This window comes from Pseudomonas sp. GOM7 (assembly GCF_026723825.1).
GTDB lineage: Bacteria > Pseudomonadota > Gammaproteobacteria > Pseudomonadales > Pseudomonadaceae > Aquipseudomonas.
Genome location: NZ_CP113519.1, coordinates 1,345,222 through 1,358,876 on the forward strand (window position 1 = coordinate 1,345,222; position 13,655 = coordinate 1,358,876).

General features: G+C 64.9%; 15 protein-coding genes. 10 read left to right on the forward strand and 5 right to left on the reverse strand.

Going from position 1 to position 13,655, the window contains the following annotated elements:
• Positions 1–80 precede the first annotated feature (80 nt).
• Positions 81–851 carry an IclR family transcriptional regulator gene (locus OU800_RS06045; protein ID WP_268181983.1) on the forward strand — a complete coding sequence of 257 codons (771 nt, stop codon included), beginning with the start codon at positions 81–83 and terminating at the stop codon, positions 849–851.
• A 13-nt stretch (positions 852–864) separates the two neighbouring features.
• Here OU800_RS06045 and OU800_RS06050 read toward each other — a convergent pair whose 3' ends face one another.
• The 3 genes from OU800_RS06050 to OU800_RS06060 form a co-directional block, all read right to left on the reverse strand.
• On the reverse strand, positions 865–1,251 hold the full coding sequence (locus tag OU800_RS06050; RefSeq protein ID WP_268181984.1) for a carboxymuconolactone decarboxylase family protein: 387 nt from the start codon (positions 1,249–1,251) through the stop codon (positions 865–867).
• Positions 1,229–1,654 (reverse strand): MerR family transcriptional regulator, encoded by a 426-nt coding sequence (locus OU800_RS06055; RefSeq protein WP_268181985.1) that lies wholly within the window; start codon positions 1,652–1,654, stop codon positions 1,229–1,231. Before OU800_RS06055 ends, OU800_RS06050 begins: the two co-directional genes overlap by 23 nt.
• Before the next feature lie 109 nt (positions 1,655–1,763).
• Positions 1,764–3,710: a sigma 54-interacting transcriptional regulator gene (locus OU800_RS06060; protein ID WP_268181987.1), complete on the reverse strand. Its 1,947-nt coding sequence runs from the start codon at positions 3,708–3,710 to the stop codon at positions 1,764–1,766.
• Between the two features lie 222 nt (positions 3,711–3,932).
• Here OU800_RS06060 and OU800_RS06065 point away from each other — a divergent pair, with 222 nt between their 5' ends.
• From OU800_RS06065 to OU800_RS06095, 7 genes are read left to right on the forward strand one after another with little or no spacing between them, the layout of a single operon-like run.
• The gene (locus OU800_RS06065; RefSeq protein WP_003461629.1) at positions 3,933–4,415 is read left to right on the forward strand and encodes an MSMEG_0572/Sll0783 family nitrogen starvation response protein; all 483 of its coding nucleotides are present in this window, start codon (positions 3,933–3,935) and stop codon (positions 4,413–4,415) included.
• Positions 4,416–4,466: 51 nt separating this feature from the next.
• Positions 4,467–5,447, forward strand: a complete 981-nt coding sequence (locus tag OU800_RS06070) for a Nit6803 family nitrilase (protein WP_268181989.1) — start codon at positions 4,467–4,469, stop codon at positions 5,445–5,447.
• Positions 5,434–6,534 carry an MSMEG_0568 family radical SAM protein gene (locus OU800_RS06075; protein WP_268181991.1) on the forward strand — a complete coding sequence of 367 codons (1,101 nt, stop codon included), beginning with the start codon at positions 5,434–5,436 and terminating at the stop codon, positions 6,532–6,534. Before OU800_RS06070 ends, OU800_RS06075 begins: the two co-directional genes overlap by 14 nt.
• Positions 6,535–6,545: 11 nt before the next feature.
• Positions 6,546–7,106: an MSMEG_0567/Sll0786 family nitrogen starvation N-acetyltransferase gene (locus tag OU800_RS06080; protein ID WP_268181993.1), complete on the forward strand. Its 561-nt coding sequence runs from the start codon at positions 6,546–6,548 to the stop codon at positions 7,104–7,106.
• A complete protein-coding gene (locus OU800_RS06085) occupies positions 7,099–8,121 on the forward strand; it encodes a sll0787 family AIR synthase-like protein (protein WP_268181995.1) in 1,023 nt (340 codons plus the stop codon). The genes OU800_RS06080 and OU800_RS06085 overlap by 8 nt, the downstream gene beginning before the upstream one ends.
• 1 nt (position 8,122) lies before the next feature.
• A complete protein-coding gene (locus OU800_RS06090) occupies positions 8,123–8,440 on the forward strand; it encodes an MSMEG_0570 family nitrogen starvation response protein (RefSeq protein WP_268181997.1) in 318 nt (105 codons plus the stop codon).
• A 40-nt stretch (positions 8,441–8,480) separates the two neighbouring features.
• Positions 8,481–9,746: an MSMEG_0569 family flavin-dependent oxidoreductase gene (locus OU800_RS06095; RefSeq protein ID WP_268181999.1), complete on the forward strand. Its 1,266-nt coding sequence runs from the start codon at positions 8,481–8,483 to the stop codon at positions 9,744–9,746.
• Between the two features lie 16 nt (positions 9,747–9,762).
• On the opposite strand, the gene OU800_RS06100 is transcribed toward OU800_RS06095, so the two are convergent.
• Positions 9,763–10,737, reverse strand: coding sequence for a GlxA family transcriptional regulator (locus tag OU800_RS06100; RefSeq protein ID WP_268182001.1), 975 nt, complete (start codon positions 10,735–10,737; stop codon positions 9,763–9,765).
• 107 nt (positions 10,738–10,844) lie between these two features.
• On the opposite strand from OU800_RS06100, the gene OU800_RS06105 reads away from it, so the two are divergent.
• Entirely contained in the window at positions 10,845–11,387 is a 543-nt protein-coding gene (locus OU800_RS06105) for a thioesterase family protein (RefSeq protein ID WP_268182003.1), read from the forward strand.
• A gap of 10 nt (positions 11,388–11,397) precedes the next feature.
• On the opposite strand, the gene OU800_RS06110 is transcribed toward OU800_RS06105, so the two are convergent.
• On the reverse strand, positions 11,398–11,997 hold the full coding sequence (locus OU800_RS06110) for a helix-turn-helix domain-containing protein (protein ID WP_096825832.1): 600 nt from the start codon (positions 11,995–11,997) through the stop codon (positions 11,398–11,400).
• A 244-nt stretch (positions 11,998–12,241) separates the two neighbouring features.
• Between OU800_RS06110 and glnT the strand changes: the two genes are divergently transcribed.
• Complete coding sequence (gene glnT, locus OU800_RS06115; protein WP_268182008.1) at positions 12,242–13,576, forward strand: type III glutamate--ammonia ligase; 1,335 nt, start codon at positions 12,242–12,244, stop codon at positions 13,574–13,576.
• The last annotated feature ends 79 nt before the right edge of the window (positions 13,577–13,655 follow it).

Genomic DNA, 13,655 nt, shown 5'->3' on the forward strand with positions numbered 1-13,655 from the left:
TGCGAGCATGCCCTGGCCGATGGGGCGTGCAATTTGCATCGCACTGGCCGGCCTTCCTTTATCAGCATGTGAGAAAAACCATGAGTGGCACCCAGAGCCTGGAGCGGGCCTTTCTGCTGTTGCGTGTGATCGCGGCGACCGGCCAGCAGGGCGCCAGCCTGGACGACCTGCGTGCGGCACTTGGCTGTTCGCAGGCCACCACCTACCGACTGCTGCAGTACCTGCGTCGCCAGGGCTTCGTGCGTGGCGCGCCGCAGCGCGGGCGCTACGTGTTGGGCTATGAGCTGTTCGCCCTCGGCGCTCAGGCCGGTAATGCCAGTGCGCTGCGCGAGCGGGCACGGCCGGTGCTGCTGCGTCTGGCGCAGCGCTTCGGCGATACCTTCTTTCTACTGGTGGCGGACGGTCATCAGGTGCTGTGCCTGGACATGTTGGCCGGCCAACTGCCAGTGCAGAGCTACAGCGGCGCGGTGGGCGGGCGCATCCCCATGGGCGTCGGCCAGGCCTCGCAGGTGCTGCTGGCCTGGCTCGGGCGCAGCGAGCGCAACGATATCCTCGCCCACAACGCTGCGACTCTGCGCCTGGACTATGGCCTGGAGGTCGAGCGCATTGCCGCCAGCCTGCCCAGCGTCAAACGCCTGGGCTACGCCAGCGGCCTGGTGGACAAACGCCTGCCGGGCTACACCGGCCTGGCGGTGCCCATCCTCGATGGCGATGGCCAGCCGCTGGGCGCCCTGAGCTGCGCACTGGCGCGCCCGCGCATGACCGATGCCCGACGGCAGGCGTTGGCGCAGGCCATGCAGGAAGAGGCGCAGCGCCTGGTAAGCGACGCGTTCGGCGCTGCCGGAAGCTGAGCCGGGGCTCGGGCTAGTGCGTCGCTTCGGCCTGGGCGAAGACTTCCTTGGCGGCAGCCAGGCCATTGAGGGCAGCGGGAAAGCCGGCATAGACCGCCATCTGCATGATGGTTTCGACGACTTCGGCGCGGCTCACGCCTACGTTGAGTGCGCCCTGGATATGCACCTTGAGTTGCGGGGCGGCATTGCCCAGTGCCGTGAGCGCCGCAACCACGGCGATTTCCCGGCTCTTCAGATCCAGGCCCGGACGGGAGTAGATGTCGCCGAAGGGGAATTCGATCAGGTAGCGGGCAAAGTCCGGAGCGATGTCGCTCAGACTCTCCAGCACGGCTTCACCGGCGTGGCCGTCTATCTCTCTGAGTTTTGCCAGCCCTCGTTCATAGCGGTCTTGGGGATTCATCGTCAGCTCCTTCAAGGGTGGGTGTGGGCGACGCCAGGGCTAGTTCCAGCGAGCGGTAATGCTCGATCTTTGCCTGCAAGGCCTGCGCGGCGCGGTGCATCGCCTCGATCTCGGCAAGCACATCCGTCAGATGGCCTTCCAGCATCAGGCGTCGCTCCTTCACCGTGGAGTCACCGGCGCCACGCAGTGCCGCGAAGGTCTGCATCTTGCCGATCGGCATGCGCGTGGTGCGCAAGCGCAACAGGAATTCGATCCAGGCCATGTCCGATGCCGCATAGCGTCGTTGCCCTCCAGCGGCTCGAGCGACCGCCGAGATCAGGCCGATGCGCTCGTAATAACGCAGGGTGTGGGCCGTCAGGCCGGTACGTCTGGCGACTTCGTCGATGCTCAGGTGCGATTCCATGAGGCGATCCTGGTGTCTGTTGAGGTTTTGCGCGCGGTCTGCGCCGAAACGCCAACAAACCCTAAAGGTTGGAGCGCGCTCTAAGTCAAGCGGTTTGGCTGCCTGGCGTTCATGTGTGCTGCCGTGGCCCGCTCTTCGCGGGGGCTGGCTGGCCGAGTTTCTTCAGCCTGGAGGCCAGGGTGGTGGGTTTGATACCGAGCAGCTCGGCCGCTCCACCCGGGCCGAACAAACGACCGCCAGCGGCATCGAGCGCGGCATGCAGGTTATCGATTTCCAGTTGGCGGATCTGTTGTTCGGTCATCACCCCTTCGGTTCTTCGAGGCTTGCTCTCCTGGTGGGGCACTTCCTCCGTCATGCTGCTCGGCGATGGTAGATCGATGCGCAGCAGGGGGCCGTTGGCGGTGATCAGCGCGCGCTCGATGACGTTCTGCAGCTCGCGGATGTTGCCCGGCCAGTGGTAGCCCTGCAGGCGTGCGATGTCGCCGTTGCTCAGGCGGCGCCCTGGGAGGTTCAGGCGCTGGCCGACCTGCTCGATGAAATGGCTGGCCAGCAAGGGGATGTCCTCGCGGCGCTCGCGCAAGGCCGGCGACTGCAGCGGGAAGACATTGAGGCGAAAATACAGATCCTCGCGAAAACGTTTGGCTTGCACCTCGGCACGCAGGTCGCGGTTGGTGGCGGCGATGATGCGCACGTCGACGCGCCGTGTGCGTTCCTCGCCAACCCGCTCGAACTGCCCCTCCTGCAGCACGCGCAGCAGCTTGCTCTGCAGCTCCAGGGGGATTTCACCGACCTCGTCGAGAAACAGCGTGCCGCCATCGGCCAGCTCGAAACGCCCGACCCGGTCGCGCAAGGCGCCGGTGAAGGCACCGCGCACGTGGCCGAAGAACTCGCTCTCGAACAGGTCGGCGGGAATGGCTGCGCAGTTGACCCGGATCAGCGGGTGCGCGGCGCGGCGGCTGGCCTGATGGATGGCGCGGGCGATCAGCTCCTTGCCGGTGCCGGATTCGCCATGGATCAGCACGCTGGCGTCGGTGGGGCCGACCACGTCGATCTGCCGCACGATCTTCAGGATGGGTTCGCTCTGCCCGACAATTTCGCGGTAGCTGTGCTCGATGCGGATTTCTTCCTGCAGGTATTCGTTCTGCTGTTCCAGGCGTTGCTTGAGTTCCTTGAGTTCCTCCAGCGCATCGTGCAGGCGCTGCTGGGTGCTCATGCGTTCGGTGATATCGCGAAACACCACCACCGAGCCGACGATGCGGCCGTCGGAGATCACCGGGGTGCTGGTGAATTCCACCGGAAACATGCTGCCGTCACGGCGCCAGAACACCTCCTGGCGACCTTCATGCACCAGGCCGTCGTGCACGGCCTTGTAGATCGGGCAGTCCTCCACCGGGTAGTGGCTGCCATCGGCGTGGCTGTGGTGGTGGATGCGGTGGATGTTCTTGCCGATCATCTCGTCCTGTTCCCAGCCGAGCATGCGCGCCGCCGCCGGGTTGACGTAGGTGGCCAGGCCCTCGCTGTCGATGCTGTAGATGCCATCGCCGACGGCGCTGAGCAGCAGGTGGTTGTCGCGCTCGGTTTCCTGGAACAGGTTGAGGATGTTGCGCCATTCCAGCAGGCCGCCGCGCATGGTGCGCTCGGTTTGCGCCTGGTCGAGCAGGTAACGCTGCTCGCTGCGTTCGCGCAGTACCAGGATCAGGTAGAGCACGCCCTTGAGGCGCAGCGTGGTGGCGGAGATTTCCAGCATCACACGTTCGCCATCCTTGCGCGTGCAACTGAGTTCGTCGCTCCAGCCCTTGCCGGTTTCCAGCACGGCCTGGGTGAACACGATCAGTTCGGGTAGCTGGTGGCCGAGCAGGCGGGTGACCGTCATGTTCAGCAACTCGTGCCGGGCATAACCGAACAGCTTGCTGGCGGCGATGTTCATGTCGACGAAGCGGTTGGCCACCGGATCGAACTGCACGATGGCCTCGCTGCAATGCTCGAACACCATGTGCCGGGAGGCGTAGGTCATGTCGGCCCAGCCGGCGAGATAGTCCGGTTCGCTCGTGCTCATGCTACGAAACCTCGTAATCGCCCCTACGAACTTTCGTTTTTATACGAGACTTCGTAGCCGTTGCATAGGTGCAGAACCGTCATTGAAAACCGGATCAGATAGCTAACTATTTGATCTTAAATGACAAAAAACAGAGCATCGAAAATTGGCACAGCCTTCGCTCTAGCTCGTTCACGCACGGTGACTTCCACCGTGGACACAAGCGAGAAGAGGAGAGCACCCATGCCGAGCGTCGATATCGCCCACTACAAGGACGGCGACTTCCTGGTCAACTACGAAGAGAAGGTTTTCGAGGACGTCAAGGCGGAACCGGGCGAGAAAGCCCTCATCACCTTCCACACCATCGCTTTCGAGGGCTCCATCGGCCTGGTCAACATGCTGCAGGCCAAACGCCTGCTGCGCAAAGGCTTCGAGACCAAGGTGCTGCTCTACGGGCCGGGCGTGCAGCTCGGCGTGCAGCGCGGTTTCCCCACGCTGGGCAACGAAGCCTTCCCCGGCCACTTGGCCGTCAACAACCAGATCAAGGCGTTCATCGAGGAAGGCGGTGAGGTCTATGCCTGCCGCTTCGCCCTGCAGGCCCTGTACGGGCAGACCGAGAAAGCGCTGATCGAAGGCATCCGCGCCATCAATCCGCTGGACGTGATGGATCTGCGTTTGCTGATGCGCCGCGAAGGCGCACTGATCATCGACACCTGGACTGCCTGATCCACTCCGCCCCTCCTGCGGGAGGGGCCACGTTCGTATAAGGAAACCGCCATGGCCATCGTCCGTGCCGCTGCCGTGCAGCTCTCGCCCGTGCTCTACAGCCGCGAGGGTACTGTCGAGAAGATCGTCCAGACCATCCTGCGCCTGGGCCGCGAGGGCGTGCAGTTCGCCGTCTTCCCGGAAACCGTGGTGCCTTATTACCCCTATTTTTCCTTCGTGCAGCCGCCATTCATGATGGGCAAGGAGCATCTGCGCCTGCTCGAGGAGTCGGTGCAGGTGCCTTCGGCGGCGACTGCCGCGATTGCCGAGGCCTGCCGCGAAGCGCGCATGGTGGTGTCGCTGGGCATCAACGAGCGTGACGCTGGCACGATCTACAACGCTCAACTGCTGTTCGATGCCGACGGCAGCCTGCTCCAGCATCGGCGCAAGATCACCCCCACCTACCATGAGCGCATGGTCTGGGGGCAGGGCGACGGCTCCGGTCTGCGTGCCGTGGCCAGCCAGGTCGGGCGCATCGGCTCGCTGGCCTGCTGGGAGCACTACAACCCGCTGGCGCGTTACGCGCTGATGGCCGATGGCGAGCAGATCCATGCGGCGATGTTTCCCGGTTCGCTGGTGGGGGAGATCTTCGCCGAGCAGATCGAGGTCAGCATCCGCCACCATGCGTTGGAGTCCGGCTGCTTCGTGGTCAACGCCACCGCCTGGCTGGAGCCGGAGCAGCAGCAGCGCATCATGGCCGACACCGGCTGTGCGCTGGGGCCGATTTCCGGCGGTTGCTTCACCGCCATCGTCAGCCCCGAAGGCAAGCTGCTGGGTGAGCCGCTGCGCAGTGGCGAGGGCGAGGTGATCGCCGATCTCGACCTGGCGCTGATCGACAAGCGCAAGCGCATGATGGATTCGGTGGGCCACTACAGCCGGCCGGAACTGCTCAGCCTGCTGATCGACCGCACCCCGACTGCCCACCTGCATGAGCGTGTCACGGCGCTGCCGGGGCGGCATGAAGCCGAGGAGGTCGAGCATGTCAGCCTCTGAACGCATCGCCGCGCTGGATCTGCTCAGCGAGCTGCAGTGCCATGGCGCGCGCTGGCAGGACGACGGCCACGGGCTGTCGCGCAAGGGCGGCGCCGGGCCGTCCGATCACAAGGCGCTGTCGCTGGACGGGCATACCGCCATGGTGCCGATGCTCAACCAGGCCTCGCTGCTATCGCCCTACGAGGTGCGTCCGCAGGGGGCGGGCGAGCTGGCGCTGATCTACCGCGACGGCCAACAGGTGGGCCAGGTGCAGGTGCCTGGGGTGCCGAGCTTCTACGCACGCAGCACCGCCGACGGCATCCCTTACTGGAAGATCGCCACCCTGCACAGCCATGACGTGCTGGCCACCACCCTGCTGCAGCACTGCATCCGCATGAACGATGCCGCCAGTGCCTGTCAGTTCTGCGCCATCGGCCAGTCCCTGGAAAGTGGCAAGACCATCGCGCGCAAGCGCCCGGCCCAGCTCGCCGAAGTGGCCAAGGCGGCGGTGGAGCTCGATGGCGTCAAGCACATGGTGATGACCACCGGCACGCCGCAGACCTCCGACCGCGGTGCGGCCATCCTCTGCGAGTCGGCAGCGGCCGTCACCGCCGCGGTGGCTCTGCCGATCCAGGCGCAGTGCGAGCCACCGGACGAGGACGCCTGGTTTCGCCGTCTGCACGACAGCGGCGTGGTCTCGCTGGGCATGCACCTGGAGGCGGTCACCGACGAAGTGCGCCGGCGGATCATGCCAGGCAAGGCGCAGGTGCCGCTGGCGCGTTATTTCTCGGCCTTCGCGGCGGCCGTCGAGGTCTTCGGACGTGGCCAGGTCAGCACCTACATCCTGGCCGGGCTGGGTGACAGCGAAGAGGCCATCGTGGCCATGGCAGAGCGCCTGGCGGCAATGGGCGTCTACCCCTTCGTGGTGCCTTTCGTGCCCATCGACGGCACGCCGCTGGCGGAGCACTCCAAGCCCGACAGCGCCTTCATGCAGCGCCTGTATCCGCGCATTGGCGCCAGCCTGCAGCGGCACGGGCTGCATTCCGCACAGATCAAGGCTGGCTGCGCCAAGTGCGGCGCCTGTTCGGCCCTGAAACGCCACGAGTGAGGGAAACGACCATGGCCGAACATGCCTTCGCCCTGAATGACGACAGCTTCCACGACTTTCTCACCGGCGACCTGCTGGTCAAGCCCGCCACCGAGCGCTGGGAACGGGAAGCCTACTATCGCTTGCGCCGTGCGGTCTTCGCCGACGAGCAGGGGCTGTTCGCCCAGGATCGGGATGCGCACGACTTCCAGGCCCTGCCTATCGTTGCCGTTGCCTACAACTGTGGCGTGGCCGACCGGGTGGTCGGTGCGGTACGCATCTACGAGCAGGCACCGGGGCAGTGGTATGGCGGCCGCCTGTGCGTGGAGCGCGACTATCGCCGTCACGGCATGATCGGCAAGGCGCTGGTCAACGAGGCCGTTTCACGGGCCATCGAACTGGGTTGCCATACCTTTCTGGCCACCGTGCAGGCGCATAACGAAGCCTGGTTCCACGGTCTGCATTGGCAGAGCCTGCGATCGTTGCAATTGCTCGAGCGCGAGCACGTGCTGATGCAGGCGAACCTGGCGCGCTATCCCTTCATGCCACGCGAGGTGTCGTTGCTGCCCCTCAAGGAGCGGCGTCATGGCTGAGGCATTGCGCAAGACCCCAGCCACGGGCCTGAGCGAACTGCTCGCGGCACTGCACGACACCCCGGCGATGCGCGCCAAGCAGGCCATTCAGCGACCGGCCCAGGGTTTTTCCGGCTCGCTGCCGCAGGGCGATGCCCGCTATGCGCTGCCCGGCGACGACACGGCGGCCATACGTTGCGGCGAGCATTACCAGTTGCTGGCCATCGAGGGCATGCTGCCGGCCTTCGTCGAGTCCAGCCCCTGGTTCGCCGGCTGGTCGGCGGTGATGGCCAATGTCAGCGATATCGCTGCCATGGGCGGGCGCCCCACGGCGGTGGTCAATGCCTACTGGCACCATGACGAGGGCAAGGCCGAGCAGTTGCTTCAGGGCATCCGCGAGGCCTGCCAGGCCTATGGCCTGCTGCTGGCGGGCGGGCATACCCATCAGGGCACCGATGCCCCTGCCGGCTTGGCGGTGGCCATAACCGGCATCGCTCACCGTCTGCTCTCCACCTTGCATGTCGCGCCCGGCCAGGTACTGGCGATGGCGGTCGATCTGGAGGGTCGCTGGCACCCCGGCGTGCCGTACTGGAAGGCCTTCGAGCAACGCTCTGGCGAGCGTCTGCGCAGCCAGCTCGATGTGCTGCCACGCCTGGCCGAAGGTGGCTTGCTGGCGGCGGCCAAGGACATCAGCAACGCCGGCCTGCTGGGCACCCTGCTGATGCTGCTGGAGCCGACCGGCTGTGGCGCAAGGCTTGAACTCGATGCACTGCCGCGCCCGGTCGACGGCGATTTGCTGCGCTGGCTGCAGGCGTTTCCCAGCTACGGCTTCCTGCTGACCCTGGAGGAAAGCGCCTGGGCCGACGTGCGCACCGCCTTCGCCCTGGAAGGGCTGACCTGTGCGCGCATCGGTCGGATCGACGACAGCGCCAGCCTGCAGGTGGAGCTGGGCGGCGAGGTCATGGAGTTCTGGAACCTCGGGCAACGCCCATTCACCGGTTTCACCCAATCAACCCCAGCGTGCGAGGACTGCTGAGATGCCTGCCGTCAACTTCAGGATGCGCTGGCCCGATGGCCAGGAAATGTCCGGTTATTCACCTTCCACCGTGATCTACGAACACCTCAGCCCGGGTGCCAGCTATGCGCTCGAGGACTTCATCCTGCGTGCCGAGAACGCCCTCAACGCCGCTTCCGAGCGGGTCAGGGAGGTCAAGGGTTTCTACTGCAGTTCGGCCATGGACACCATGGGCGCCCTGCGCCACCAGGCGCGCCGCTACGAGGGAGGCAGCGTACAGATTCTCGACATGCAAACGGCCCATGCCGGGCAGGTCAACAGCGGCTGGAACTCGTTCTAGCTGCCCCTTTCATCAGCACCCGTCACCCGTGGAGCGCCCAATGCCCAGTCATCTCAAATCCGTACAGGTTCCCCATCATCAGGTCATCATCGTCGGCGGCGGGCAGGCCGGTCTGTCGGCCAGCTACTACCTGCAGCAGCAAGGCATCGACCATCTGCTGCTGGAAAAGCACAGCCTCACCCATAGCTGGCGCACCCAGCGCTGGGATGCCTTCTGCCTGGTGACGCCGAACTGGCAGTGCGCGCTGCCGGGCTACCCCTATGCCGGGGACGACCCGCATGGGTTCATGAAGCGTGAGGAAATCATCGACTACCTCGACGGCTTCATTCGCAGCGTCGACGCTCCCGCCCGTGAGGGCGTCGTGGTACAGCGTGTCAGCCCGCGTCCGCAGGGCGGTTATGCGGTACAGACCAGTGTTGGCGAGTTCAGCGCCGATCAGGTCATCATCGCCTCTGGTGGTTATCACACGCCCATCATCCCGCGCCTGGCCGAGCGTTTGCCGGCGGATATCGTCCAGTTGCATTCCGAGCAGTACCGCAACCCGCAGGCGCTGCCCGAAGGCAATGTGCTGGTGGTGGGCTCGGGGCAATCCGGCGCGCAGATCGCCGAGGATCTGCACCTGGCCGGGCGCAAGGTCTACCTGGCGGTCGGTGATGCTCCGCGTTGCGCGCGCTTTTACCGTGGTCGCGACGTGGTCGACTGGCTGGCCGAGATGGGCTACTACGACATCGGGGTCGACCAGCATCCGCTACGCGAGGGCGTGCGCGACAATACCAACCACTACGTGACCGGCCGCGATGGCGGGCGTGATATCGACCTGCGCAGGTTCGCCCTGGAGGGCATGCAGTTGTACGGCCTGTTGCAGCGCCTCGACGGCGAGACCCTGAGCTTCAGCGACGATCTGCAAGCGAGGCTGGATGCCGCCGATGCGGTCTACAACCGGATCAACGCCAGCATCGATGCCTACATCGCCGAGAAGGGCATCGATGCACCGCCCGGTGAACCCTATGAACCGGTCTGGCGCCCGCAACAGGTGCCGACCGAGCTGCATCTGCGGCAGGCCGGCATCACCAGCGTCATCTGGTGCATCGGTTTCAGCCCGGATTTTTCCTGGGTCGATGCCGGGGTATTCAATGGCCGTGGGCATCCGGTGCATAACCGTGGCGTCACTGCGGTCTCCGGGCTGTATTTCCTCGGCCTGCCCTGGTTGCATACCTGGGGCTCGGGGCGTTTTTCCGGGGTTGCCCGCGACGCCGAATACCTGGTCAAGCGCATCGCCCAGCAGCGCAAGGCGATTGCCGGCTAGCAGCAGGTTCGATCTGTTACGGGGCGCCTGCCGGCATGCGCAGGAAGCGCTTGCGAAAGGCGGCCGGCGAGATCCCGACCCGTTGGCAGAACAGGCGGCGGAAGGAGTTGCTGTCCTCGTAGCCCACTCGGCTGGTGATGGTCTCGAAGCTCTGCCGGGTGGTTTCCAGCAGCTCCTTGGCCTTTTCCAGGCGCAAGGCCTGCAGATAGGCCAGCGGCGTGTGGCCGGTGGCCTCCTTGAAGCGGCGCTTGAAGTTGCGCACGCCGAAGCCGAAGCGTGCGGCCAGTTCGTCGATGCCGCAGGGCTCGGCGAAGTGCGCTTCCATCCAGTCCTGCACGCGCAGGATCGCCTCGTCGCCATGGCCTCGCGGCATCGACCAGCTTATGTAGACCGACTGCTCGCTACGCACGTTGTCGATCAGCAGGTAGCGGCTGCATTGCTGCGCCAGCTCGCGCGAGGCGAAGCGGCGGATCAGGTGCAGCAGCAGATCCATCGCCGCACTGGCGCCGGCGCTGGTGATCAGCCGGCCGTCCTCGCAGAGGATGCGTCGTTCGTCCACACGAACCCTGTGGTAACGGCGCCGCAGCAGGTCGGCGAAGGCCCAGTGGGTGGTCGCCTCGATATCGTCGAGCAGGCCTGCCTCGGCGAGCATGAAGGTGGCGGTGCACATCGAGGCGACGACCGCACCTTGCTCATGTTGACGGCGCAGCCAGTCGCGATAGTGCCCGAAGGCAGGTAGTGCCTCGCGCAGGCTGAACAGAAAGCCGGGGATCAGCACCAGGTCGGTGTGCTCTATGGCATCCAGCGCCATGTCCACCGGCATGGCGCGGCCCTGTGCGCTGGTAACCGGCTGGCCATCCAGCGAGGCCAGGCTGAGGGTGAAGGGCGGGGCGGCCGGCAGGGCGAAGCGATTGGCCGCATCCAGCACTTCCAGGGCCAGGGCGGCACTGGCCAGCGAGCTGTGTTCGGCCAGAATCAGGGTGATGTGCATGAAGGCTCTCTTGCGTAAACCGCATGCTATTAGTCATTTCTGCACCTACTCTACTGCACAAGCCCTACTTAGAGTGCGGCACTCTCATTCAAACAGGTGTTTGTCGCATGAACCTATGGTTTCGCCTTCTGCTGATGTTGCTGCGCCGCCCCTGGCGCAGGCCGGTTCCAGGGCTCGCCACCACCGTGGTGCGCATGCGGGTCTGGCCGCTGGATCTGGACTTCAACCGGCACGTCACCAATGGCCGTTACTTCACCCTGGCCGATGTCGGGCGCATGGATTACGTGCTGCGCAGCGGCGCCTTTCGCGTAGCCCTGCGCCATCGCGCGCTGCCCATAGTCGGTGACGTATGGGGCAAGTTTCGCCGTGAGCTGAAGCTGTTCGAGCGTTTCGAGATTCACACGCGCATGCTGGGCTGGGACGACAAGTGGAGCTTCGTCGAGCACCGCTTCGTCAAGGATCAGCGGGTGATCGCCGTGGTGGTCATGCGCGGGCTGTTCCGTGGACCGAAGGGCAATGTCGCGCCTGCCGAGTTCGCTCGTGAGCTGGGCCTGGACGAACAGTCGCCACCCTTGCCGCAATGGCTGCAGCAATGGTCGAGCAGTTGCGACGGGCTGAGCCAGCAGCTACGGGAAACCGAGCGCCCATAAACGGCGGCGCTCAATCCGCCCCGTAGTTCATGATCGACAGCAGGCGGATCGGCACCTTCACCAGCTTTTCCGGGCCGTGGGGCACTTCGCCGTCGAAGGTCAGGCTGTCGCCGGCCTGCATCGGGTAGAGCTGGTTGCCGTGGCGGTACACCAGTTCCCCCTCCAGCAGGTGCAGGAACTCGGTGCCGGGATGGGCGAAGGTGGGGAACTCCTCGCTGGCGTCGTCCATGCTCACCATGTAGGCCTCGAAGCTCTTCTTCGGCCCACGGGTGTGGTTGAGCAGGTGATAGGTGTGGCCCTTGTCGGTGCCGCGACGCACCACTTCGAGGCCTTCGCCGCCCTTCACCAGCAGGGCGCCACCGCCTTGCTGGTCGTACTGGCTGAACAGCTTGGACATGGGCATGCCTAGCACGTCGCAAAGGCGGCTGAGAGTATCGAGGCTGGTGGACACCTGGGCATTCTCGATCTTGCTCAGCATGCCCTGGCTGATCCCGGCGATGCGCGCCACATCGGCGATTTTCAGTTCCTGGGCCTGGCGCTGGCGGCGAATCTGCATGCCCAGGTATTGCTCGAGCTTGAGGCGGGGAGGCGTTTCCGGCGTGGTCGTCATACAGGCTTATTTCTTCTATGAATAAAAAATTCGCACCAGGAATGTGCGGGCTGCCTTGCTTCGGTGCGTTTTTTGATCGCGACTTTCCTCGTATGAAAGCATTTTTCCTCGGCAGATAGAAGAAAGACGCGGGTTTCCGGTAGGTACGGTCCTGGCATATCCAGTTGGCAAGCTGCTTGCATTTCTTTTGGGGAAATTAAAATTCCCCAGCGGAATAATGGCGACGCCAGCGGAGGCCCAAACCATGTTGCCCAGTGAAACCCAGAAAATAATCGACCAGCACGGCATCAAGTACGTGCTGGCCCAGTTCGTCGATATCCACGGTGCGGCCAAGACCAAGTCGGTGCCGGTCGCGGGCCTTGAGGCGGTGGCCGAGGAGGGCGCCGGCTTCGCCGGGTTCGCCATCTGGGGCATGGGCATGGAGCCGCACGGCCCGGATTTCATGGCCCGTGGCGACCTCTCCACGTTGATGCCGGTGCCCTGGCAGCCGGGCTACGGTCGCGTTGTGTGCATCGGCCATGTCCATGGCCAGCCCTGGCCCTACGACACCCGCTACGTGTTGCAGCAGCAGGTGGCGCGCCTGAGCGAGCGTGGCTGGACGCTGAATACCGGGCTGGAGCCGGAATTCAGCCTGTTTCGCCGCGATGCCGCGGGCAAACTGTGCCCGGTGGATGCCAGCGACAAGCTGGAGAAGCCCTGTTATGACTACAAGGGCCTGTCGCGTTCGCGCGCCTTTCTGGAAAAACTCACCGAGTCGCTGCAGCCGGTGGGCTTCGATATCTACCAGATCGACCACGAGGACGCCTGCGGCCAGTTCGAGATCAACTACACCTACAGCGATGCCATGGAGTCGGCGGATCGCTTCACCTTCTTCCGCATGGCTGCCGGCGAGATCGCCAACGACCTGGGCATGATCTGCTCGTTCATGCCCAAGCCGGATCCGCGCCGCGCCGGCAACGGCATGCACTTTCACCTGTCGATCGGCAATGGCACCAGCAAGAACCTCTTCCATGACGCCAGCGACCCCAGCGGCATGGGCCTGTCCAGGCTGGCCTATCATTTCCTTGCCGGCCTGTTGGCCCATGGCCCGGCGCTGTGCGCCTTCGCCGCGCCGACGGTGAATTCCTACAAGCGCCTGGTCGTCGGTCGCTCGCTGTCCGGTGCGACCTGGGCGCCGGCCTTCATCGCCTACGGCGACAACAACCGCTCGGCGATGCTGCGCATCCCTTACGGGCGCATCGAGTTCCGCCTGCCGGACGCCGGCTGCAATCCCTACCTGGTCACCGCCGCGATCATCGCCGCCGGCCTCGACGGCATCGACCGCCAGCTCGAACCGGGTGCTCCCTGCAACGAGAATCTCTACAACCTGAGCCTGGACGAGATCGCCGCGCGCGGCATCAAGACCCTGCCGCAGTCGCTCAAGGAAGCCTGTGACGCGCTGGAGGCCGACCCGCTGTTCCGTGAGGTGCTGGGCGCGGAGGTGGTCGACGAGTTCCTCAAGCTCAAGCGCATGGAATGGGTCGAGTACAGCCGCCACGTCTCCGATTGGGAGATCGAGCGTTACACCGAATTTTTCTGAAGCGCCAAGCCACAAGCTTCGAGCCGTAAGCAAAGCGGTGCGAAGCCTGGCACGGCGTCCGTATCAACTCGGTCAGCTT

Bases quoted from the DNA above. Each gene is read 5' to 3' on its own strand.
- OU800_RS06045 (WP_268181983.1), top strand. From the start codon at position 81: ATGAGTGGCACCCAGAGCCTGGAGCGGGCCTTTCTGCTGTTGCGTGTG.
- OU800_RS06050 (WP_268181984.1), bottom strand. From the start codon at position 1,251: ATGAATCCCCAAGACCGCTATGAACGAGGGCTGGCAAAACTCAGAGAG.
- OU800_RS06055 (WP_268181985.1), bottom strand. From the start codon at position 1,654: ATGGAATCGCACCTGAGCATCGACGAAGTCGCCAGACGTACCGGCCTG.
- OU800_RS06060 (WP_268181987.1), bottom strand. From the start codon at position 3,710: ATGAGCACGAGCGAACCGGACTATCTCGCCGGCTGGGCCGACATGACC.
- OU800_RS06065 (WP_003461629.1), top strand. From the start codon at position 3,933: ATGCCGAGCGTCGATATCGCCCACTACAAGGACGGCGACTTCCTGGTC.
- OU800_RS06070 (WP_268181989.1), top strand. From the start codon at position 4,467: ATGGCCATCGTCCGTGCCGCTGCCGTGCAGCTCTCGCCCGTGCTCTAC.
- OU800_RS06075 (WP_268181991.1), top strand. From the start codon at position 5,434: ATGTCAGCCTCTGAACGCATCGCCGCGCTGGATCTGCTCAGCGAGCTG.
- OU800_RS06080 (WP_268181993.1), top strand. From the start codon at position 6,546: ATGGCCGAACATGCCTTCGCCCTGAATGACGACAGCTTCCACGACTTT.
- OU800_RS06085 (WP_268181995.1), top strand. From the start codon at position 7,099: ATGGCTGAGGCATTGCGCAAGACCCCAGCCACGGGCCTGAGCGAACTG.
- OU800_RS06090 (WP_268181997.1), top strand. From the start codon at position 8,123: ATGCCTGCCGTCAACTTCAGGATGCGCTGGCCCGATGGCCAGGAAATG.
- OU800_RS06095 (WP_268181999.1), top strand. From the start codon at position 8,481: ATGCCCAGTCATCTCAAATCCGTACAGGTTCCCCATCATCAGGTCATC.
- OU800_RS06100 (WP_268182001.1), bottom strand. From the start codon at position 10,737: ATGCACATCACCCTGATTCTGGCCGAACACAGCTCGCTGGCCAGTGCC.
- OU800_RS06105 (WP_268182003.1), top strand. From the start codon at position 10,845: ATGAACCTATGGTTTCGCCTTCTGCTGATGTTGCTGCGCCGCCCCTGG.
- OU800_RS06110 (WP_096825832.1), bottom strand. From the start codon at position 11,997: ATGACGACCACGCCGGAAACGCCTCCCCGCCTCAAGCTCGAGCAATAC.
- glnT (WP_268182008.1), top strand. From the start codon at position 12,242: ATGTTGCCCAGTGAAACCCAGAAAATAATCGACCAGCACGGCATCAAG.